The organism is Ruegeria sp. AG7, from assembly GCF_056541545.1.
Genome location: NZ_JBQFYP010000007.1, coordinates 97,109 through 119,044 on the forward strand (window position 1 = coordinate 97,109; position 21,936 = coordinate 119,044).

General features: G+C 57.2%; 22 protein-coding genes, 1 other RNA gene and 1 pseudogene. 13 read left to right on the plus strand and 11 right to left on the minus strand.

What is annotated here, in order from left to right:
- Window positions 1-66: 66 nt before the first annotated feature.
- The 5 genes from acuI to ACR0BF_RS11405 all read right to left on the minus strand — a co-directional run bounded on the left by acuI (window position 67) and on the right by ACR0BF_RS11405 (window position 4,034).
- Entirely contained in the window at window positions 67-1,062 is a 996-nt protein-coding gene (acuI, locus tag ACR0BF_RS11385) for an acryloyl-CoA reductase (RefSeq protein ID WP_480553443.1), read from the minus strand.
- Window positions 1,063-1,168: 106 nt separating this feature from the next.
- Window positions 1,169-2,272, minus strand: a complete 1,104-nt coding sequence (locus tag ACR0BF_RS11390; protein ID WP_480624932.1) for a dimethylsulfoniopropionate demethylase — start codon at window positions 2,270-2,272, stop codon at window positions 1,169-1,171.
- On the minus strand, window positions 2,273-2,407 hold the full coding sequence (locus ACR0BF_RS11395; protein WP_480472651.1) for a DinB family protein: 135 nt from the start codon (window positions 2,405-2,407) through the stop codon (window positions 2,273-2,275).
- A gap of 153 nt (window positions 2,408-2,560) precedes the next feature.
- The gene (locus ACR0BF_RS11400; RefSeq protein WP_480516951.1) at window positions 2,561-3,265 is read right to left on the minus strand and encodes a DUF1326 domain-containing protein; all 705 of its coding nucleotides are present in this window, start codon (window positions 3,263-3,265) and stop codon (window positions 2,561-2,563) included.
- A gap of 4 nt (window positions 3,266-3,269) precedes the next feature.
- A complete protein-coding gene (locus ACR0BF_RS11405; protein ID WP_480517738.1) occupies window positions 3,270-4,034 on the minus strand; it encodes a DUF2182 domain-containing protein in 765 nt (254 codons plus the stop codon).
- Between the two features lie 115 nt (window positions 4,035-4,149).
- Between ACR0BF_RS11405 and ACR0BF_RS11410 the strand changes: the two genes are divergently transcribed.
- The 8 genes and pseudogenes from ACR0BF_RS11410 to ACR0BF_RS11445 all read left to right on the plus strand — a co-directional run bounded on the left by ACR0BF_RS11410 (window position 4,150) and on the right by ACR0BF_RS11445 (window position 10,893).
- Window positions 4,150-4,881, plus strand: coding sequence for a FadR/GntR family transcriptional regulator (locus tag ACR0BF_RS11410; RefSeq protein ID WP_480472647.1), 732 nt, complete (start codon window positions 4,150-4,152; stop codon window positions 4,879-4,881).
- Window positions 4,882-4,998: 117 nt separating this feature from the next.
- Window positions 4,999-6,399, plus strand: a complete 1,401-nt coding sequence (locus tag ACR0BF_RS11415; protein WP_480624933.1) for a selenium-binding protein SBP56-related protein — start codon at window positions 4,999-5,001, stop codon at window positions 6,397-6,399.
- 13 nt (window positions 6,400-6,412) lie between these two features.
- On the plus strand, window positions 6,413-7,063 hold the full coding sequence (locus tag ACR0BF_RS11420) for a hypothetical protein (RefSeq protein WP_480624934.1): 651 nt from the start codon (window positions 6,413-6,415) through the stop codon (window positions 7,061-7,063).
- A gap of 217 nt (window positions 7,064-7,280) precedes the next feature.
- Window positions 7,281-7,627: a transfer-messenger RNA gene (gene ssrA, locus ACR0BF_RS11425) on the plus strand.
- Window positions 7,628-7,786: 159 nt separating this feature from the next.
- Window positions 7,787-8,158 (plus strand): annotated as a pseudogene (locus ACR0BF_RS11430) (nuclear transport factor 2 family protein); the annotation flags it as partial.
- A gap of 131 nt (window positions 8,159-8,289) precedes the next feature.
- Complete coding sequence (locus ACR0BF_RS11435) at window positions 8,290-9,105, plus strand: chromate resistance protein ChrB domain-containing protein (protein ID WP_480624935.1); 816 nt, start codon at window positions 8,290-8,292, stop codon at window positions 9,103-9,105.
- Entirely contained in the window at window positions 9,102-10,355 is a 1,254-nt protein-coding gene (gene chrA / locus ACR0BF_RS11440; RefSeq protein WP_480624936.1) for a chromate efflux transporter, read from the plus strand. The genes ACR0BF_RS11435 and chrA overlap by 4 nt, the downstream gene beginning before the upstream one ends.
- 76 nt (window positions 10,356-10,431) lie before the next feature.
- Window positions 10,432-10,893, plus strand: a complete 462-nt coding sequence (locus ACR0BF_RS11445; RefSeq protein ID WP_480472635.1) for an SspB family protein — start codon at window positions 10,432-10,434, stop codon at window positions 10,891-10,893.
- Between the two features lie 27 nt (window positions 10,894-10,920).
- Here the strand turns inward: ACR0BF_RS11445 and ACR0BF_RS11450 are convergent, their stop codons facing one another.
- On the minus strand, window positions 10,921-11,484 hold the full coding sequence (locus ACR0BF_RS11450) for a hypothetical protein (RefSeq protein ID WP_480472633.1): 564 nt from the start codon (window positions 11,482-11,484) through the stop codon (window positions 10,921-10,923).
- A 206-nt stretch (window positions 11,485-11,690) separates the two neighbouring features.
- On the opposite strand from ACR0BF_RS11450, the gene fumC reads away from it, so the two are divergent.
- Genes fumC through ACR0BF_RS11470 form a run of 4 tightly spaced genes read left to right on the plus strand, consistent with a single transcriptional unit; the run spans window position 11,691 to window position 14,141 of the window.
- Window positions 11,691-13,085, plus strand: coding sequence for a class II fumarate hydratase (gene fumC / locus ACR0BF_RS11455; RefSeq protein ID WP_480472631.1), 1,395 nt, complete (start codon window positions 11,691-11,693; stop codon window positions 13,083-13,085).
- Window positions 13,085-13,261 carry a DUF4169 family protein gene (locus ACR0BF_RS11460; RefSeq protein ID WP_480516943.1) on the plus strand — a complete coding sequence of 59 codons (177 nt, stop codon included), beginning with the start codon at window positions 13,085-13,087 and terminating at the stop codon, window positions 13,259-13,261. The genes fumC and ACR0BF_RS11460 overlap by 1 nt, the downstream gene beginning before the upstream one ends.
- Window positions 13,258-13,479, plus strand: coding sequence for a ribbon-helix-helix domain-containing protein (locus ACR0BF_RS11465; RefSeq protein ID WP_209504003.1), 222 nt, complete (start codon window positions 13,258-13,260; stop codon window positions 13,477-13,479). Before ACR0BF_RS11460 ends, ACR0BF_RS11465 begins: the two co-directional genes overlap by 4 nt.
- A 59-nt stretch (window positions 13,480-13,538) precedes the next feature.
- On the plus strand, window positions 13,539-14,141 hold the full coding sequence (locus ACR0BF_RS11470) for a DNA-3-methyladenine glycosylase I (protein ID WP_480472627.1): 603 nt from the start codon (window positions 13,539-13,541) through the stop codon (window positions 14,139-14,141).
- Between the two features lie 3 nt (window positions 14,142-14,144).
- Here ACR0BF_RS11470 and ACR0BF_RS11475 read toward each other — a convergent pair whose 3' ends face one another.
- The 4 genes from ACR0BF_RS11475 to ACR0BF_RS11490 all read right to left on the minus strand — a co-directional run bounded on the left by ACR0BF_RS11475 (window position 14,145) and on the right by ACR0BF_RS11490 (window position 18,463).
- Window positions 14,145-15,026, minus strand: coding sequence for a fructose bisphosphate aldolase (locus tag ACR0BF_RS11475; RefSeq protein ID WP_480624937.1), 882 nt, complete (start codon window positions 15,024-15,026; stop codon window positions 14,145-14,147).
- Between the two features lie 73 nt (window positions 15,027-15,099).
- The gene (locus tag ACR0BF_RS11480; RefSeq protein ID WP_480623070.1) at window positions 15,100-16,449 is read right to left on the minus strand and encodes a cytochrome P450; all 1,350 of its coding nucleotides are present in this window, start codon (window positions 16,447-16,449) and stop codon (window positions 15,100-15,102) included.
- The gene (locus ACR0BF_RS11485; protein WP_480624938.1) at window positions 16,446-17,648 is read right to left on the minus strand and encodes a hypothetical protein; all 1,203 of its coding nucleotides are present in this window, start codon (window positions 17,646-17,648) and stop codon (window positions 16,446-16,448) included. The genes ACR0BF_RS11480 and ACR0BF_RS11485 overlap by 4 nt, the downstream gene beginning before the upstream one ends.
- Window positions 17,649-17,710: 62 nt before the next feature.
- Window positions 17,711-18,463, minus strand: coding sequence for a cytochrome c biogenesis CcdA family protein (locus ACR0BF_RS11490; protein WP_480493245.1), 753 nt, complete (start codon window positions 18,461-18,463; stop codon window positions 17,711-17,713).
- A 106-nt stretch (window positions 18,464-18,569) separates the two neighbouring features.
- Here ACR0BF_RS11490 and ACR0BF_RS11495 point away from each other — a divergent pair, with 106 nt between their 5' ends.
- A complete protein-coding gene (locus ACR0BF_RS11495) occupies window positions 18,570-18,803 on the plus strand; it encodes a sulfurtransferase TusA family protein (RefSeq protein ID WP_480624939.1) in 234 nt (77 codons plus the stop codon).
- Window positions 18,804-18,846: 43 nt separating this feature from the next.
- Here ACR0BF_RS11495 and ACR0BF_RS11500 read toward each other — a convergent pair whose 3' ends face one another.
- The gene (locus tag ACR0BF_RS11500; RefSeq protein WP_480624940.1) at window positions 18,847-21,630 is read right to left on the minus strand and encodes an Rne/Rng family ribonuclease; all 2,784 of its coding nucleotides are present in this window, start codon (window positions 21,628-21,630) and stop codon (window positions 18,847-18,849) included.
- Window positions 21,631-21,936: the final 306 nt, after the last annotated feature.

Genomic DNA, 21,936 nt, shown 5'->3' on the forward strand with positions numbered 1-21,936 from the left:
TTGTACCAAACGCACCTTCGCAAAACCCGACACGGCATCGTATCGGGTTTAGGCTGTCATCTGCGCTCAGGCATTCAAATCGACAACAACGCGCCCTTTGACCTGCCCTTTCAGGATATCGGCACCCAGTTGCGGAAGATCAGACAAGGCCGCCGGTTGAACCATCGACTCGAGCTTGTCCATGGGCAGGTCGGTTGCGATCCTTTGCCAGGCACGAACCCGGTTTTCATAGGGCTGCATCACGCTGTCGATGCCCAAAAGATTCACACCGCGCAGCAGGAAGGGAATCACCGTTGCAGGCAACGCCGCACCGCCCGCCAGACCCACGGCCGCGACCGAGCAGCCGTATTTCATTTGCCCAAGCACACGCGCCAGCATCGCACCGCCCACAGCATCCACGCAGCCTGCCCAGGTTTCACTTTCCAGCGGGCGCTTGGTTGTCTCATTCAGCTCATCGCGGGGCACTATTGTCGTTGCACCCAGCGATTTCAGATAATCTCCGGTTTCGGGTCGCCCGGTCACGGCAGCCACCTGATAGCCGAGATGACCCAGAATGGCAGTGGCCACCGACCCGACACCACCGGCCGCCCCGGTTACCAGAACCGGGCCGCGATCGGGGGTCAGCCCGTGATCCTCCAACGCCATCACGGCCAGCATCGCGGTAAACCCGGCGGTACCAACAGCCATCGCCTGCCGGGTATCAAGCCCATCCGGCAGAGGCACAAGCCAGTCCGCTTTGGCACTGGCTTTCTGCGAATAACCACCCCAATGCGCCTCGCCTACCCGCCACCCGGTCAGAACAACCTTGTCACCCGGCTTGTAACGCGCATCGGTCGATGCCTCGACAGTACCGGCATAATCAATTCCGGGGACATGCGGATACGCCCGCACCAAACCGCCCCCCTTGGGGGACAGACACAGACCGTCCTTGTAGTTCACTGTGGAATATTCAACCGCGACCGTGACGTCGCCATGCGGCAGATCATCCAGCGTGAGTTGCCTGACCGACGCGCTCGCCAAACCGCTTTCTTCGTCCTTGTCCATCACAAGTGCATTGAACATCTCTCAATTCCTTTCGTGTTTCTGTAACCGGCCCGTTGCTTCACCTGGCCCCAAATATCCCGGGGGAGTCGCGCAGCGACGGGGGCAGCGCCCCCAAAACCCCCCTTTAAATCCAGAAATGCGGCTGCACGGTCGCGCGGCGCATTCCATCTGGTGTTTCTACGTCCAGCTCCGTTCCCGCATCCCAATGGCTCAGGCGTACCATGCCAATGGCGACGTTGGTGTTGAAATCGGGTGACCACGCGGCCGAGGTCACCTGCCCCACACGCTTGCCGTCCGCGTAAAGGCCCCATGGGCGGTCGCAGCCCGGTACAGGATCGCCGGCAATGGCGACGGGGCGGATTTGCTGAACAGGCCCTTCCTTGGCCACACGCAGCAACGCGTCCCGACCGATACAGCCAATCGCGGTATGTGTGTTGCAGAACTTGCCCAAACCGCACTCATGCGGGGTGTTGTCGTCGGTCATGTCATTGCCATAAGACAAAAGGCCGCCTTCAATCCGTTCGATCACGTTCGGGCATCCGGCGCGCACCTGCAAATCTTCCCCTGCTGCAAACAGGGCGTTCCACAGGGCCATGCCGATATCGCTGCCTTCCACATAAATCTCGAACCCGCCTTGTTTGGAATAGCCCGATCGCGCCACAGCCAGATCGCGACCTTCAAACTGGAACATATCGAATTTGAAGAACCGGATGTCGCGCACCCGGTCGCCAAAGACACGCGCCATCAGGTCGTCGGCTTTGGGACCCTGAACAGCAAGAGGTGACACATCCGGTTCGTCCACCAGCACATCCAGACGATATCCAACGGCGATTCCCTTGACCCACAACAACAGGTCGCTGTCAGCGATTGAAATCCACCAGCGGTCTTCGGACAGTTTTACCGCAACCGGGTCATTCAGCATGCCTCCGGTTTCGTCCACGATGGGGACATAGAAACATTGCCCCGGCAACATCCCCCGTAAATCGCGCGGGGTCAGCATCTGCATCAAGCGCGCGGCGTCCGGTCCGCGCAGCTCGATCTGCCGCTCGCATGCGACATCCCAGACTTGCACATGGGATTTCAGATGCCGGTAATCGGCTTCGATGCTGTCGAAGACCGTGGGTAACAGCATGCGGTTGTAAACCGTGTATCCCTTGACCCCTGCGGCCTCGACCCCTTCTGAAAACGGTGTGCGCCGCAAGCGGCGAGAGGCGGAAATCTGCGGCATTCAAACCTCCTTGGGCATAAAGACGATGTCGCTGACGGGCGTTTGCGAACCAACTTCGGTCAGCATTTTGTGCAATTGATCCCGGTGGTGGGTCTGATGGTTGAAGATATGGATGACACAGTTTTCGTAAGACATTGTGATGTCGACCTCTTTTACGACTAAGCACCTTTTGATTGGCCCAATCAACAGTCAGTTTCTGATGCGACAACTATTGCAGAAACTCGGCCAACTGCGAGTTTTGCCAGTGATTTTACCGCGCCATCTCTTGCGCAAGCGCGCCTGTGATCATCACTTGGGCCCGTGCCAATCGATCGGACAGATTTCAGCGGACTTGCCGCCAAAATCCCAAACGCGCCCGTAGTCGCGCACTTTCGACTTGGTGCCGCGCGCCACGATGATGTCAGGACCCATCCAGTATTTGGAGTTTGAAACCATCACGGGATGTTCGGGGTCTTTGCCCGCCAGCATCTCGATCTCACCCTGAATCTTGCGGCCGATCATGATGCGGCGCTTGGTGCCGTCACGCTCGATCTGAACCGGTGCCCGTTCGGCCCCGATGATTTCGCTGACGAGCATGGTGAACAGACCGGTGGTACCGCCCGCCTGCCCGCTGAAGATTTGCAGCAGCCCGTTATAGGCTTTGCCGCTGGCGCGCTCATCTACGTAAGCCGCCACTTTCCACTGGCCTTCGCCCATCCGGCCGGGAATATCGACCAGCAGGCCGATATTCAGACCCGACAGGTCCTCGCCCTCATAATGGCCCTCATCAACGACAATACCCATCCAGGCATGACAATGCCCTTCGGTCGGAGGGTGCGCGCCCAGTGAAACGACGCAGGGACAGAACACATCGCACGAGCAGTTCAGGATCAACTCCCCCTTGATGGCCCAGTCCGTCGGGCTCATCTCGCGACGTTTGGGATTGGGCATCCGGCTGTCGATACGCTGGCTGACGGGCAACCGGTCGGCATCCGGTTTTCTGTTCTTTGCCATTGGCTTATCCTCCGTAGTTAATAGGGTAAACGAGCAGGACAAGACCGCCCGCAATCAATACAAATCCCACCGGTCGGGTTACAGCATGACCGATCTGGGGAAGTTTCTCCAAAACCATGAATAGGGTCGCAAGACCCATCCACAAAAGGCTCATGACACCGCCCACAAAACCAAGCGCCATGAAACCCCAGCAGCATCCGACGCAGAAGGCACCAAGGTCCAGCCCCATGCGGACGCCGCCCGCAAATCCAGTTCTCCAATGGCCCAGGAAATAGGCCATAGGGGCGTGGCACACACCATGGCAGACCTCTTTGGCGCGCGAGAACTGAAACGCGCCAACTACGATCATCAACCCGCCCGCAACCCAGCCGGACCTGGCAATGCCCAGCATATCAATCACGCCACCAAACAGCAGGGCCCGCTGCGTTCCCGCGATCACAGCCGCAAACCCGACCCAAACCAACGAATACCCTGCAAGTACACCCAGCCAACCGGCACGGGTGCCATTGGCACCGCGGATCAGGTCGTCATAGCTGCGCAGGGTTGGCACAAGTGTCGGCAGCATCATGGCCGCCATCATGATCGCCCACATCCAGAACAGCGTGCCAAACTCGGCCATCGGCATGTACATATCCATGCGCGGGTCCATCGCAGCCATCGCCTGCCCCATGGGCCCCGGACGACCAATCAGGTCAAGGTCCATGTCGCGGCCCATCGCGAACATGACCCACCACGCCCACAGGATCAGGACATAAAAGCCCAGCCACATTCCGCTGCGCAGCCAAGTACGACTCACTTCGGCCTCCCGACTCAACTCTCTTGCTTTTCAAATGTCAGACTTTTAAATGTCAGACAAATAAAAATTTGCTCAGGGTCTTCTGAACATGAAAACCGCACCTCGGAAAACCGCCGACCTGTCTGCCCAGATTGCGCAAGCCATCCGGGACGCGATTGTTTCAGGCGAGTTGATCGTGGATGCGCGCCTGCCCTCGGAAGCGGAACTTTCCGAGCAATTTCAGGTCTCGCGCCCAACGGTGCGTGAGGCTTTGAAACGACTGGCGGCGCAGTCCCTGATCCGCACGCAGCGTGGCGCTACCGGAGGTGCGTTCGTGAACCGCCTGAGTTTCGAAGATGCCTATTCGCAGCAGATCACAACCTCGACCCTGCTGCTGTCGATGAACGCGGTCAGCTTTGATACGGCCTGCGAGGCCCGCTATGCGCTGGAGCGCGCCTGTGCCCCCCTGTCTGCCCAAAGACGAACGGCGGATCAGCTTGCCACGATGCGGGCGGAAATTTTTCGCCAGTCCCAGCCCGGCCTGACGGATGAGGCATTTTGTGCCTCAGACGTCACGTTCCACAGGGCCCTGGTGGACGGGGCCGACAACCCGGTCCTGTCCTATCAACTGGCTGGCGCGGTCGAGGCGATGCAGCCTTTGATGAACATGATTACCTTCACGGCACGTTCGCGCGAAGAAATCATCGCATTGCACACCAGAATTGCAGACGCGCTTGAGGCCAGAGACGCAGATACCGTCGACGCCGCGCTGGTCGATCTGGAACATTACACACAGCAACTGGCCCACGATGTGGCCGAACGCAAACGGAAACCGGCCTGAGGGCTTAAACGGAAACAAACTTTCAAAGGCAAAGGTACGAGCAGGCAGAATGTCATCCGGCGTCAAGACCGGAACTCTCAATATGAATTGAATGACAATGACTTACGGGAGGACGTTATGAACAAAAGACCGGACCCAACCTTTTATCCGTCAGCCAAGCTGGCAATGGAAGGCCCTGCTGAAACGCTTGCTTTCACGCTGATGCTCAGCCCCGATTTTTCGCAACCTGACGGGCTGGCAGTTGTGAATGTCGATCCAACCTCGGCCGATTTCGGGAAGATCGTGCATCAGGTGATCATGCCCGAAAAAGGCGACGAGTTTCACCATTTCGGCTGGAATGCCTGTTCCTCATCGCTGTCACCGCTCAGCGGTCATGCGTTTCTGGAACGTCGCTATCTGATCATCCCCGGTATCCGTTCTAGCCGGATATACATCATCGATGTAAAGAACCCGCTTGAGGCGAAGATTCACAAGATCATCGAACCCGAGGAAGTCTTTGATAAAACCGGGTATTCACGACCGCACACGATCCATTGCGGGCCGGAAGGCATCTATGTCAGCACGCTGGGCGGCGGCGGCGAGGACGGCACGGATGGTCCTCCGGGTATTTTCATCATGGATTGTGAAAGCTTCGAGATCATCGGGCGCTATGAGATCGAGCGCGGCGTGCAGGACAAGCATTATGATTTCTGGTGGAATCTGCCGCGCGATTACATGGTCAGTTCCGAATGGGGCCTTCCCCCACAATTTGAAAACGGGCTGGTGGCAGAGGATCTGCTTTCGAACAAATACGGTCATCGCATCCATTTCTGGAACCTGCGCAACCGGACCAATATTCAGACCATCGATCTGGGCGAAAACCACCAGATGGCGTTGGAAATCCGGCCCGCGCATGACCCGGTCAAACAACACGGGTTCTGCGGCGTTGTCGTTGATACCACCAACCTTCAAGGCGCAATCTTTACGTGGTGGCGCAATGACGACGGCACGTTCGAAGCCAAGAAAACGATCACCATCGACCCGCAACCCGCTGATCCAGATGATCTTCCTGATCTTCTCAAGGGGTTTGCCGCCGTACCACCACTGGTCACCGATATCGACCTGAGTCTGGATGACAAATACCTCTATGTCGCCTGCTGGGGCACCGGCGAGATGCATCAATATGATGTGTCCGATCCGATGAACCCGACCCTTGCCGGGAAGGTCGAAATCGGAGGGATTGTCAAAAAGACCAAACATCCGAACGGTCAGACTTTTGGCTATGGGCCGCAAATGGTCGAGATCAGCCGCGATGGTAAACGCGTCTATTGGACCAATTCGCTTTATTCCACGTGGGACGATCAGTTCTATCCCGAAGAAGGCGGTGCGGCCATGGTCAAGGCGGATGTGGGCGAGAATGGCGGGCTGGTTTTGGACCCGAAATTCTGGGTCGATTTCCCCAATGGATATCGCAGCCACCAAATCCGGCTGGAGGGCGGAGATTGTTCAACCGACAGTTTCTGTTACCCCTCGGTCTGAATTGGAAACCCTGATGACATCAACGGCTGGCCTTTGGCTGGCCGTTGTTCTGAGCGGCGCGTATCACGGGCTGAACCCCGGGATGGGCTGGCCGCTGGCGGTTTCCTCGGCCCTGATGGAGCAGCGCCAATCCGCCCTGTGGCGCGCACTGGCGGCCTTGGCCGGTGGGCATTTCGTTGCCATGCTGGGTGTCCTTCTGCCCTTTGCGCTGATGGCCGTTCTGGTCGATTATCAAAAGGAAATCCGCATCGGGGCTGCGTTGATTGTCATCGCGATGGGGCTTTACATTGCAATCACCCGCCGCCATCCCCGTTTTCTGTCGCGTATACCACCCAGCAAACTGGCGCTGTGGTCGTTTCTCGTGGCCCTTGCCCATGGGGCCGCCCTCATGCTGGTTCCGATTTATCTGGGTCTGTGCCAGCTGGATGAACTGGATGCCGGTCATCAGGCGATTTCCAAAATCATGACAACCAACGGTCTGCTGGTTCTGGGGGTCGCGGCCTTGCACACCGCCGCCATGGTTCTGGGCGGAGGGTTTCTGGCCTTCGCCGTTTATCGTTGGCTGGGGCTGCGTTTCTTGTCCCGCAGCTGGTTCAACCTTGAACTCATCTGGGCGCTGAGCCTTGTTTTGGTTGGTCTTTTGGGGCTGTGGTCGGCGGTTTAATCGCTTTCCTTTGGGCCGGAACGCACTGTCCTTGGGCGTAATCAATGCCGGTGCCGCGCTAGACCGGTTCCTGCCATTGGCGCTGGATAACCCGCCTTTCTTGAAGGCAGCTACTTTCGGTGGAATCGAACGGGTACTGGAGATGTGCTTGATCGCCGCCAACTTCAACATAACTTCGTAACGCTTTGTAATAACGGCAAACAAAGATACGCAATCCGGGTTTGCATCCGCCGCTCACCTCACCTATATATGAGATGTCCTTCGGGACTATGGACATAAACGCGCTCGTAATAAGCGGATCGGACCCGGGGGCGGTACCCGGCGGCTCCACCAAAATCCTTCGTTTGAGGATCATGGGGCCGAAACAGGATCGACGAACGTCTAAAGGGGTTAGCTTTGTCTCGGCTGTCTGCTACCGTTACCGGCGAAAACAGTACAATTGCAAACGACAATCGTGCTCCGGTTGCAGTTGCTGCGTAAGCAGTAACAAGACCGAAACTTAAGTCCTTGCGCCTAGCCGCGTAAGGCGGGGTTCGCAGGTACCTGGCAACAGAAACCTGCACTTCCCCCCAATATGTCTGATATTTATGCCGCCTTTGCGCAGATTCAGAGTTTGTTCATTCCTTTTTGCCATAGTGTTGGCAGTTGGACAGGAGCGTTGGGATGACGAATTCAGAGATACTCAGATCCTAGTATTCTGAGGTTTGAGAAAACGGAAACACCGAGGCGATCGATCAGTTCTTTGCACCCGAAACCATGGCCGAGGGGCTGATCCCCGAAATGCAGGTGGGTGCGGACGATTTTCGGGACCTCGTCACGGCGTTTCGTCATGTCTTAGGGGATATCAAGGTGGATTTGCCCAAGATCATCGAAAACGGCGATTGGGTATCCGCAATCCTGCATGTGCAGACGTGCCGGGCCGATAACGGTGCCCCTTTGGAGGTGACCGGTCAGGTCATGGCCCGGTTCAAAGACAATAAGATGGTCGAAGCGTATAATCATTTCGATTTCATCTCGTTTTTTGAAGAGATGGGGCAGTTTCCCGCCGATACCCTTCCCGTGTGCATGACCGGTCAGCGGCTCGACTGGTCCTGACGGTTCAAACCGCAATCTTGACCCCCTATGTTCTTGCGCGGTAGCACTGACGCAGGGGGTCAGCTTGCGAACACCCCGTGAGGCGTCAGCCCAAGCTTCGCATGGATCCGAATGACTAAAGGAGACATGCTATGGCTGCTCTTAACGCCATTACACCGACCCAATTGAGCCGGTTAATCGGAACGCCTCAGGCGCCTGTTCTGATCGATATACGCACTGATGCGGATTTCAGTAAGAATCCGCGGCTGATTCCGGGATCAATTCGCTGTCCGCACACGGAAATCGACGCGATGAGTCGTCTGATTGGTAACGACCCTTGTGTAATAATCTGCCACAAGGGCAAAAAGCTCAGTCAGGGGGTAGCGTCCTGGCTACGAGGGGCGGGCAAAAACGCCGAACATCTGGAAGGTGGGTTTGAAGGGTGGCACGAACAGCGTGAGGCGCCGTTGATCCCCCAGTCGGTATTACCGGCGCGCGTTAATGGCAGCACATTGTGGGTTACGCGCCAAAGACCCAAAATTGACCGCATCGCCTGCCCCTGGCTGATCCGCCGGTTTGTTGACCGCAAGGCACGGTTCCTTTTCGTCGCGTCGGAAGAAGTTCAGGGAGTCGTTGATCATTTTGATGCCACCCCCTTTGACGTTCCGAGTACATTTTGGACGCATCAGGACAGCGGCTGCACATTTGACACGATGATCCGGGCATTTGACCTGCGAACCGAGGCGCTTGAGCGTATGGCCCGGATCATTCGCGCTGCGGATACCGACCAGCATGATCTGGCCCCGGAAGCCGCTGGGTTGCTGGCGTTCTCGGTAGGTTTGTCCCGCCAGTATCGCGATGACCATGCTCAACTTGAAGCCGGATTGCACCTTTATGATGCTCTGTTCCGCTGGGCACGCGACGGGTTTGATGAAAAGCATGACTGGCCATCGGGTCATGGCGCATGAGACCTTCGGCACTGGACCTTTTCAAGGTATTCGGACGGATCGGCCTGTTGTCATTTGGCGGCCCCGCCGCCCAGATCTCGCTGATGCATCAAGAACTGGTCGAGCGCAGGCCCTGGCTGGATGAACAGACCTATCTGCGCGCGCTTTCCTTGTGCATGTTGCTGCCCGGTCCAGAGGCAATGCAATTGGCAACCTATGCTGGCTGGCGCTTGCGCGGTGTCGTGGGCGGGCTGATTGCGGGCAGCCTGTTCGTTTTGCCAGGGGCGTTTGTCATTGCTGTTCTAGTCGCGCTTTATTCAGCATTTGGCGACGTTCCACTGGTGCAATCCGCATTTACCGGCATCAAGGCGACCGTCATCGTGATCGTCCTGCAAGCCCTGCGCAAGCTGTCAGGTAAGGCGCTGACGGATATGGAACATCGTGTCATCGCGGGCCTGTCGTTTCTGTCGATCTTTCTGTTCAACCTGCCCTTCCCGCTGATCATTCTGATCGCGGCCCTGTGGGGGTATTTGCGTCATCAAGGACCCGCTGAGGCAGCCACGGCTCAGGACACGCCGCACCTTGCCCGCTCGGCCCGGACGATAGCGATCTGGTTGCCGCTTTGGCTGGGGCCGCTTGTTGCGTTGACACTCAGCGGGCATCAATTGCTCAGCGATTTGGGGTGGTTCTTTGCCCGTCTGGCCGTTGTGACCTTTGGTGGTGCCTATGCCGTTCTGGCCTATATGTCGCAAACCGTTGTGGATCGGTACCACTGGATCAGTGCAGACCAGATGATCGACGGATTGGGGCTGGCGGAAACCACCCCCGGACCATTGATACTGGTTACGCAGTTCGTCGCCATGCTGGCGGGGCAGATCAACGGTGGATTCTCACTGGCGCTTGCTGCGGGCGCTGTCGCACTATGGGCAACGTTCGTGCCCTGCTTTTTGTGGATTTTCCTGACGGCCCCCTATCTTGACCGTCTGGCCACGCGTCCGCGCCTGTCTGCCGCCCTTCACGGCATCACCGCCGCTGTTGTCGGAGTGATTCTCAACCTTTCCGTGTGGTTTGCCCTGAATGTTCTTTTCGAATCGGTGCCAGATATGAATTTGGGTCCGACGGCAATACCCGTGCCCCGACTGTCCTCGCTCGATATCCCGGCGCTTGCGTTAACCTTTATTGCTGGAATATTGATATTTAGACTAAAATTGGGGATCGGTACGGTGCTGGTTCTGATGTCAATGGCAGGGCTGGCTGCGCATAATATCTGATCAATCCGATCATACCTGCCCTTTCGTTTCCGAACAAAACCCCTATGCTGAGCTTAACCACTTTTGAGGATGACACATGTCGCAAGGCATCGACTATGGCAACCTGATGCACACCGCCATGCGCGGGCTTATCAAGACTGTGCTGACGGATGTATCGAAATCCGGTCTGCCCGGAGCGCATCACTTTTTCATTACCTTCGACACACGCGAAGATGGCGTGGACATCGCGGATTGGCTGCGCGACCGGTATCCGGAAGAAATGACAATCGTCATGCAGCACTGGTTTGAAAACCTCGAAGTCGGAGAGAACGGGTTCGCCATTACTCTCAATTTCGGGGACGCGCCGGAACCGCTCTATATTCCTTATGGCGCGATCAAGACCTTTGTCGATCCATCGGTGGAATTTGGACTGCGGTTCGAAAGCCCGGACGACGAAGATGATGACGATTATGTTGCAGATGACTTGATCGAGGTCGAAGAGGAAGAAGAGGCACATCACGACGCCGATGTCGTGTCGCTGGACAGCTTCCGCAAATAAGCCTTTGAGCCCCGCCCGGCGCGGGGTTCAGCGTTTCATCAGAAATGTTTCGACTGATCGGGATTTCTGGCCGTCTATGAAGCGTGAAAATGACAGGTTCAGCCCGTCTTCGGCTAGTGTTCGGTCGAACTGCTGCAATTCATATCCGCCGTCCACGTCGATGAACAACGAAAACACGGTCAGTGTGTCGCCAACGATACGTCCCCATACGAAGGGTTCACCTTTCATCGGGTCCAGCGGAACCTCATGACCGAACACATTGCGTTTCATCGCGGCCGAGAACACATCCGGGCGGTCCGAGGGCACGAAGTCAATCGAGAACTGCTGTTCTTTTACCCGCCCGTCTAGCTTGTAGGTGGTGGTTTGCCAGCTGACGTTGAACCCGTTTTTGGTCTCGAAAATTGAAACGCTCATATCCCTTGGAGTTGAGGTTCCGTCCGCATCCACGACATTTGCCGAGCCCACATAATCCCCCAGGAACGGGGTAATGTCCGCGGCGCGCGCAGATGCGCCCAAAACGGACAGCCACAAAGCACAGACAGCAAATAACACGATCGCTTTTTCAAGCGTAATGCGATGGAAATTCGACATCTTGTCCTCCAAGGCGGCTACTAACCTATTGTAGCTGAGAGGGGGCCGCGCACAATGGCACATTCCCCGACGATAACAATAAAAGTGACGCACCCCGCGCCTATACCTTTGACGCCCTTGGGTTTAAGGTGCGCGCAACTGGCCGATTGCGTCACGGCTTAGCTGCGGCTAAACGGCATACAACAGCATACCAGACGGAGTGACAGATGTCTCAGACCCGCACCGAATCCGACAGCTTTGGCCCGCTCGAGGTTCCTGCCGACAAGTATTGGGGGGCGCAAACGCAGCGTTCGATCATGAACTTTCCGATCGGTTGGGAAAAACAACCCATTGCCATTGTGCGTGCGCTGGGCGTGATCAAGCAAGCCTGCGCGATGGAGAACAAGGCAACCGGCAAGCTGGATGCCAGAATTGCCGATGCCATCATTCAGGCTGCGGGTGAGGTGATCGACGGCCAGTTTGACGACAACTTTCCGCTGGTCGTCTGGCAGACGGGTTCCGGCACCCAGTCGAACATGAACTCGAACGAGGTCATCGCGAACCGCGCCATCGAAATTCTGGGCGGTGTAATCGGTTCAAAAGACCCCGTGCATCCGAACGATCACTGCAACATGGGTCAGTCGTCGAATGACACCTTTCCAACTGCGATGCACATTGCCACGGCGATGAGTGTTCGTGACGTCCTTCTGCCCGGGCTTGAAAAGCTGGCCTCTGGTCTTGAGCAGAAGGCTGATGAGTTCAAGGACATCATCAAGATTGGCCGGACCCATACACAGGATGCAACGCCTCTGACACTGGGGCAGGAATTCAGCGGTTATGCCCACCAGATCCGTCAGGGGATTGCACGCGTTCACGCAGCGCTTCCCGGCATCTATGAGCTGGCGCAGGGCGGCACCGCCGTAGGCACCGGCCTGAACACCCAAAACGGTTGGAGCGAAGCTGTTGCGGGTCATATGGCGCAGATCACCGGCCTGCCCTTCGTGACTGCGCCAAACAAGTTCGAAGCGCTGGCCGCTCATGACGCTATGGTCTTTATGTCCGGGGCTTTGGCGACCATCGCGGGCAGCTGCTATAAGATCGCCAACGACATCCGTTTTCTGGGCTCTGGCCCGCGTTCGGGGCTTGGCGAACTGATCCTGCCCGAGAACGAGCCCGGCTCGTCCATCATGCCCGGCAAGGTGAACCCGACCCAGGCCGAGGCGCTGACACAGGTCGCTGCGCACGTAATGGGCAACAACGCCGCGATGAATTTTGCAGGCAGTCAGGGCCATTTCGAGCTGAACGTCTATAACCCGATGATGTCCTACAACCTGTTGCAATCGATCCAGCTGCTGGGCGACGCCGCCGACAGCTTTACCGAGCGGATGTTGCTGGGCATCAAGGCCAATGAGCCGCGCATCGACAAGCTGATGAAGGAATCGCTGATGCTGGTGACGGCGCTGGCCCCGACCATCGGCTATGACAACGCCACCACGGTCGCCAAGACCGCGCATAAGAACGGCACAACCCTCAAGGAAGAAGCCATTGCGCTGGGGTTTGTGGACGAGGCAACCTTTGATGCCGTTGTACGCCCCGAACAGATGATCGGCCCGAAAGACTAATGGGCAAGCCGGTCAACCTGAACCGGTATCGAAAAGAAAAGGCGCGGGCCGAGAAGAAGGCCCGCGCAGATGAGAATGCCGTCGCCTTTGGGCGCACCAAGTCCGAGAAAGCAATTGTCAGGCTTCAGCAGGACAAGCAGAAGCGTGACCTTGACAATCACGAGCTGGATGAATGAGCGGTCGCCCGGTAAAACGTTCATTGACCCTCAAGGGCCACCGGACATCTGTCTCGCTTGAAGATGAATTCTGGCGGGCATTTCGCGACATTGCGAAAGAAAAAGATCAGCCAATCAATGCACTGGCTGCGCAAATTGATGTTGACCGCGACCCGGAAACCGGATTGGCCTCGGCTATTCGCGTGTTTATTCTGAACTGGTACCGAGACAAGGTTTAACACTTGTCAGATCTTGGTCGTTGGGTGTAACGTCCCCGAGGAACAAAAGGGGTACATACATGAGCAACACAGTATTGGGGCCAGACGGTCAACCTCGGTGTTCCTGGTGCCAGGCCGCGCCGGAATTCTTTGACTATCATGACAACGAATGGGGTTTTCCGGTCTCGGATGATCAGCGGTTATTCGAGAAACTGTGCCTGGAAAGTTTTCAGTCGGGTCTTAGCTGGCGCACGATCCTGAACAAGCGCGAGAATTTCCGAGAAGCGTTTTACGGTTTTGATTTCAACAAGATGGCCGAGTTCTCTGAAGTTGATGTTGAACGTCTGCTGCAAAATGATGGGATCATTCGCCACCGGGGCAAGATCGAGGCTGTGATCAATAACGCCCGCCGCGCGCAGGAGCTGGTGGCGTCTGAAGGATCGCTGGCGGCTTATGTCTGGCGGTATGAGGCGGAAACCCCGCCGCCCCCACAATCGGCATCCACATCGCCCGAGTCGGTGGCGATGTCGAAGGACCTCAAGAAACGGGGCTGGAAGTTTGTTGGCCCCACGACGGTGTTTGCGTTCATGCAGGCCATGGGACTGGTCAATGACCATGCCGAGGGCTGTATCAGCAGAAAAAAAGCGGCACAGTTGCGCCGCTCTTTCACGAAACCCGTCTGAGGATCAGACAGAGGCTTTGAAAATCTTGTCGATATTGCCGCCCAAAGCGGCGTTGAATTCGGCGTCCGATTGCTGTTTCGAGAGACCTTCGGTCAGTGCGCGAGAGAAAGACGCGATCATTTTGCCGTTTTGACTCAGCAGGTTACAGGCCTCTTCGGTCGAATACCCGCCTGACAGCGCGACAACGCGCAGAACGCGCGGATGGTCGGCCAGTTCGTCATACAGGTTTGCCTGTGTCGGGATCGTCAGCTTCAGCATGACCTCCTGCCCTTCGACCAGCTGGTCGAGGTTCTTCAGGATTTCAGCTTTCAGAATCTCCTCGGCCTCGGCCTTGGTTTCTGAATGAATGTTGACCTCCGGTTCGACGATTGGAACCATCCCGGCGTCAGTCACTTCACGGGCTACGTCGAATTGCTGGGCGACCACGGCCGCGATGCCTTCGGCATTAGCCTCGTGGATGACCGAACGTTCCTTGGTGCCGAATACGCCTTCTGCCTTTGCCAGCGTGTCGGCCAGACCGGGGATCGGCTTCATCAGCTGAACGCCGTTGGCCTGATCCTCGAGGCCCTTGTCGATTTTCAGAAAAGGCACGATGCCTTTGACCGACCAAAGGTAATCTGCGACCTTGCGGCCCTCGATCTCTTCCCCGAGGGTGCGTTCGAACAGAATCGCACCGATGACTTTGTCCTTGGTGAAGTCATTTGCCAGAATGATCCGCGCGCGCATCTTTTGTATTTCACCGAACATCTCAGCGTCCGAACTGTAGGTCGACGCGTCAACGCCGTACAACGCCAAAGCTTTCGGGGTCGAGCCGCCGCTTTGATCCAATGCCGCGATAAAGCCTGCGCCGTTGATCATCTGCGCGCGCTGTTCTGCTTTGGCCATAGTGTTTTCCCGTTCAATGATGATTCCGATGTCTCCCCCCGCATACATCACAGTCAGGACCGATGGTAGTTTGTTAGCGCTCAATCAGCCGCAACCATATGCCATCCCTGGATCGAACGGTCAGGTGGGCCACCGGAACCGGCGTTTTGCCGCTGATTGTTTCGAATTTGAAATTTCGCACCAGCATCGACAGGATCAGCGGCCCTTCGACCATGGCAAACCCGGCCCCGGTACAAACGCGGGGACCTGCGGAGAACGGGATATATGCTTCGCGCTGGCATGTCTTGCCGTTTTCACTGTTCCAGCGAGTCGGGTCAAAGCTGTCGGGGTTGTCCCATAATCGTTCGTGACGGTGCAGATGCCAGGGGCTGATTACGATTTGTGACCTTTTGGGAACGTCCCTGTTTCGAAAACGGTGTGGGCACGTGGCCTCTCGCACCATCATGGGAACTGGTGGGTAAAGGCGCAGTGCCTCGCGAAACACGTCGCGGCTGATCTTGAGTTTGGAAACCGAGGCAAATGTCGGATCGTCCAGAGCGGCAGATTCGTCAGCAATCCTTTCCTGCCATTCGGGATAAATTGCCAGCAGATACAATGTCCACGCCAGAGCCGATGCGCTGGTCTCATGGCCTGCCAGAAAGAAGATCGCGACCTGATCAACCATCTCCTCGGGCCCGAAAAACTGGCCGGTTTCAGGATCAGCGGTCGTCATGATCTTGGTTGCCAGATCATCGGGGGCGGTTCCGGCCTTGATCGCCTCAGCCCGCTCATGGGTCAGGTCAGTGATCAGGTTACGAATGTCTTCGGCGTTTTTCCGTGTCGTCCGGGAGTGAAACCGAGGCATCCATTTGGGCAGCGGAACGAAGGCTGCAAGGTTCAGCAGAGGTTGTTCGCGCTGGTAGTTGCGGAACTTTTCAAACACCTTGCTGGCTATGGCGTGGTCAATTGGCACCGAAAACAAGGTGCGAAAAATCACATCCGCTGCGGCGTGGCTTGTTTGTTCTTCGACTTCGATCTGTTTGCCGACATGGGGCCGCAACCGCTCAACACATGCGTCTGCCGCGGCCAGCATGGCGGGAAACGTGTCTTTCAGCCGCCCGCCCTCAAATGCCGGGTCAATGATGCGCCGCTGACGTTTCCACGTCTCTCCATTGGTTAGAAACACCGAATTTCCAAGCAAGGGGCGCAGGCCTTCGCTGATCCGGCCCGATTTAGGGAAATCTTCGGGGCGTTTCCTGAGGACGGTGTCAATCAGGTCCGGTTGATTGATCAGGAAAGATCGAAAGAAGGGTGTCCTGAATTCGGCCATCCACGCGCGATAAAGGCGCGCTGGCTGCGCAGACAGCAGATCCTGACGAAACAGTTTCAGATAGCGCAGTAGGGAAACCTTGTCTGCGCGTGGCTGGGGCTTGGGCGGGGTCATGGGCGCACCGACGTGTATTTGGACACTGGCGTCTCAATCCGGCTGCGCGAAGGTGTGCGCCCAAGGAACCGCTGCTTTAGCGTCAAAGGGCCTGCCGTTATCCGAAAATAGTCGTACAGACCCGGCTTATCGAAGGCGCAAAGGTACTGAAAATGCAGCCGGAAAAACCGCCAGCGCAAGGCTTTCCAACGTTCAGGTAACAGGGTTTGGGTAAAGGCCGCCGACAGGACAAGCGGCCAGCGTTTCTCTGGTCCGGCCACCCCTGTAACGGCCACCGGATCACACAGCGCAAATGCACAGCCATCCCCGGGGGCCGAGACATCGACCCACGTGATGTCTGAACTGGAGGACAGGAATTGAAGGTCGGACCGAAGGCCATGCGCATTTGGCAGAAAGGATACCATAGGCATCACCTGCCCCAGGCTTAGGAACGACAACTCTGGCCCCTGTTTCGGCACAGCCCTGTCGCGGATCAGCTCGGCCAGAACAGACACCCCCATATGCGCGCCCGAACTGTGGCCCACGACCAGTACCTCATCCACACCGGATATCAGAGCGGCTTCAATCGCCTTGCGGAATACGGCCAGTCTGTCCTTCAGTTTAAGCGGAGTTTCCCCCTTCAGCTGCGCGGAATAGGCGTAATCATGCATCAGGTAATAGGCAAACAGCCGGTTGTCGATCTTGCGGAACCACAGCATCAGCGCAACCGCAACGGCGATACCCGGAAACAGACCCCACCAGCCAGCCATCGCCACACATGCCCACACGACTGCAAACGCAACCAGCAGCTGAGACACCAACATCGCCACCGGATAGAGCGCCGCAATCACCGGGCCCTTGCGCAACCGCATCAGGCGCCACAAAGCACCGGTCGAAATGTATATCCACGCCGTGTGGGCCAACTGCGCATAGGTTGAAGGGATCGACGCGGACATGCTGCCGCGCACGATGTCTGACCAGACCAGTACTTCGATCTCTGTCTCAACAGACGCACCGTCCTGCATTGATGTCACGGACCAGCCGAACAGACCTTTTACAGACTTGGGGGCCATGGCGATCTCATATCCCGAGATCCGGGCCTGCGCCTGCGACTCGGTTCGGTAAAGCTCGCGATATCGTCGCGGCGGCATTGGGTCATAACCGGGGATGTAGAACACCCGGCGTTTGCGAACCTGTGACTGATTTCTCTGACTGCTCATGCCTTTACCTTCTGCCGCGCAAGTTAACGCAGGCTTTAGGTCAAGGTAAGGGGGGCAGACGCTCAGCCGAAATTCGCAAGCGCCGGGAAGGTTTCAAGCAACCACCAGCTGAAGCGGGTGAACAGGCCTGTGATCAGCATGATGCCCACGAACAGCAGCAGCCCTCCCATGACCTTTTCGATCACGCCCATATAGGGCTTGATCCGGTTCATCACGGTCATAGAGCGGTTGAGAAACATGGCTGCCAGCAGAAACGGAATACCCAATCCGGCTGCATAAACACCCAGCAACAGCGTGCCGCGCGCCACCGAGGCCTCGGTTGCCGCAAGGGACAGGATCGCGCCCAGCTGGGGGCCGATACAGGGCGTCCAGCCGAAAGCAAAGGCCAACCCAAGAATATAAGCACCAAAGACCGAGCCACCGGAATCGCCGGTTTCGATCCGCGCTTCGCGGTCCAGAAAGGGGATGCGGAAGACATTCAGGAAATGCAGACCAAAGACAATGACAACGGCACCGGACAGTTTGGCAAAAAGCACCTGATTTTGCAGCACGAACACTCCAAAGGCAGATGCGGTAAATCCCAACAGCAGAAAAACCGTCGACAGGCCCAGCACAAAGAACAGCGCTGACATGGTTGCCTTGCGCCGGGCGCGGGCCTCATCCTGCATTTCGTTGATCGTGACGCCGCTCATATATGCCAGATAGGGCGGCACGATGGGCAGCACACAAGGCGACAGAAAGCTAATCAGGCCACCCAGCAGGGCAACAAACATGGCGGGCAGCAGCCCCGCGTCTATGATTTCTATTCCGAACATGTCTAAGCACATAAGTGATGAATGGCGGTCCGTCACGGGGCCAATGAGTCACATCCTCGTGCTTGGAATCTGGACAATATTACAACTACGCCCTATCCCGAAAATCATGTCAGAGATTACAGATACGCTGGATGCGCTGGGCCTTCTGTGCCCCCTGCCCGTCCTCAAGGCCCGCAAACGGCTGAAATCCATGCCGCGAGGTTCTGTACTGCGTGTGCTGGCTGATGATCCGGCAGCCATCATCGATGTCCCGCATTTTTGCGCCGAGGCTGGCCACACATTGCTGTCTCAGGATTTGGACGGCGAACATCAGGTCTATCTGATCCGAAAAACCGACTGACTTTGTGATATAAAAAAGGCGGGCAAATCTGCCCGCCCTTTCATCAGTTGCCCAGCGACCACCATCCGCGCCGTTTGGGCCTGTCGGATTCTGGCTCAGGTTCATCTGCCGCAGTTTCAAGCACCGGTTCAGGTTCTGCTGCCATGGGTGTTTCTTCCACGGGTGCGTCTTCGATCGGCTCATCGGCAGATTGAACTTCAGGTTCTTCCACCGCAACGATCGCTTCAGCTTGTGCGACTTCCTCAGTCTGCTCGGCAAACTCTGTTGCTTCCGGCGCAGCGTCAACAGCCTCAGCGGCTTCGCTTTGCTCGGCGACAGCCGCCTCGGCAGGTTCGGCTTCTGCGTCTGAGGCCGCCTCTTCAACCGCCGGTGCATTGGCCCCGGCATCGGTGTCCAGTGCTTCCGACTGTTCCGCACCCTCTTCTGCTACCGCATCTTTCTTACGACGACGCGGAGCGCGCTTACGCTTGGGCTTGGCGGGTTTTTCCTCTTCCGTTGCTTCGGCTTCGGTTGTCTCGACAGCGGTTTCCGTTTCAGCGGATTCGCCTACGGCATCCTCCTGCTCTGACCCTTCGCCGTCATCCGCGCCCTGTTCCGCCGCGTCACCGTTGCCCGCGCCTTTCTTGCGACGGCGACGGCGGCGCTTGCGCTTGGGTTTGGTATCATCTTCAATCGACGCGATATCCTCTTCGGCTTCCTCCTCTTCCGAAGAATCCACCAGATCCATCAGCGAGGCATCGACCGACACGACAGGAGCTGTCGCTTCGGGAACAATGCGGCTGGCGGTCTTGAATTTCTCCATCGAGAAATCCGGGCTGACCAGATGCACATCGCCTTCGATCCGTACAGACAGGCCATAGCGCGATTCGATCTGGGCAATATGCTCGCGCTTCTGGTTCATCAGGAAGTTCGCGATACTGACCGGGCAGCGCACCAGAACCTCGCGCGAGCGGCGGCGTGTGCCTTCTTCTTCGATCTGACGCAGGATCGACAGCGCCATGTTGTCGTCCGAACGGATCAGGCCGGTGCCATGGCATGCCGGGCATGGCTGCGTGGTCGCCTCGATCATACCCGGGCGCAGCCTCTGACGGCTCATCTCGAGCAGGCCAAAACCCGAAATCCGGCCGACCTGAATGCGGGCACGGTCGGTTTTCAGCTTGTCCTTAAGACGCTTTTCAACCGACGCATTGTTCTTGCGCTCGTCCATGTCGATGAAATCGATGACAATCAGACCGGCAAGGTCACGCAGACGCAACTGACGCGCCACTTCTTCCGCGGCTTCCAGATTGGTTTTCAGCGCCGTTTCCTCGATCGAGCCTTCTTTCGTGGCCCGGCCCGAGTTCACGTCGATTGCCACCAGCGCTTCGGTCACGCCGATCACGATATACCCGCCAGATTTCAGCTGAACGGTCGGGTTGAACATCCCCGCCAGATAGCTTTCCACCTGATAGCGCGCAAACAGCGGCAGCGCGTCCTCGTACCGTTTCACATTCTTGGCATGGGACGGCATGATCATCTTCATGAAGTCCTTGGCGATGCGGTATCCGCCCTCGCCCTCGACCAGAACCTCGTCGATATCGCGGTTATAAAGGTCCCGGATCGACCGTTTGATCAGATCGCCTTCTTCATAGATCTTCGCAGGTGCAATGGATTCCAGGGTCAATGCCCGGATCTGCTCCCACAGGCGTTGCAGGTATTCATAGTCGCGCTTGATTTCCGATTTTGTGCGCTTGGCGCCTGCAGTCCGGATAATCAAACCCGCCCCTGTCGGAACATCAATATCCGCGGCGATCTCTTTCAGCTTTTTGCGGTCAACTGCGTTGGTGATCTTGCGGCTGATCCCACCGCCACGCGCGGTGTTCGGCATCAAAACACAATAGCGACCTGCCAGCGACAGATAGGTCGTCAGGGCTGCCCCCTTGTTGCCGCGTTCTTCCTTGACGACCTGCACCAGCAGCACCTGGCGCACTTTGATCACTTCCTGAATCTTATACCGGCGTGGGCGTGGCTTGCGCTGAGGGCGGATGTCCTCGCTGTCGTCTTCCTCGGCTACGGTTTCAATCGTGTCATCTTTCGCGGCTGCGTCAGCGTGTTCCTCATCCGCATCGCCATCATCTGCGTCCGGGTCATTCTCAGACAATTCAGACGCTTCATCGCCATCGTCAGCGATTGAAGCATCCGCCGCGTCATCAGAATCCCCTGCTGCATCGTCTTGTGAAGACTCGACCGTTTCAGCCTGAGCCTCGTCTTCCGAAGCCGTTTCCTCAGCAGTGTCATCTGACACAGCTTCTGGCGCTTCGTTGTCCGCAGGCTCCTCAACAGGTGTTTCACCGACGATTTCCATAGGCGATGTCCCCTCGGGCACCTCCATGTCGGCATCGTCAAGGTCGATGGTTTCCATACCGGTCGGCTCGGTCGAAACTTCAATCGTTTCGACCAGATCGTCCGATTTAAGATCCGCGGCCTTTGATCGGGCGCGCGAACGCCGCTTTTTCGGCTTGCCCTCGTCGGCCTCATCCCGCGCCTTCATGGCCTCGGCATAGGCGCGATCTTCCTCCATCAGCGCCTCGCGGTCGGCGATGGGGATCTGGTAATAGTCCGGGTGAATTTCCGAAAACGCGAGGAAGCCGTGCCGGTTCCCGCCATAATCCACAAAGGCCGCCTGAAGCGACGGCTCAACCCGTGTTACTTTTGCAAGATAGATGTTGCCAGCAAGCTGGCGCTTGTTTTCGGATTCAAAATCGAACTCCTCGACCTTGTTTCCGTCGACCACCACGACGCGGGTTTCCTCCGCGTGGGTGGCATCGATAAGCATTTTCTTAGCCATGTGTCCTTGGTGCACCGCGCCAAACGCGTTGTCCTGACCCGTCCAGGTGGACAGGCACATTTGGGGAGGTGTCTTGTCAGGGCGATATCGGACGGCGCGCGGCAGGGTCTGGCGCTGTGGCCCCCTGCCCGGTCACTCAATCGTTGCGCGCGCGTCATCGCGGTTCTTCTCCGACAGGCGCGTTAGCCGCAGCCTGCCCATTTATTCCTTTCGCCCAGACGTTCCGGGCTCAGGTACTACATTGCCCCGAAAGGGGCACAATCGGTCTGCTTTGCGGCGAATAATATGTCATCACCTTCAGCAAAG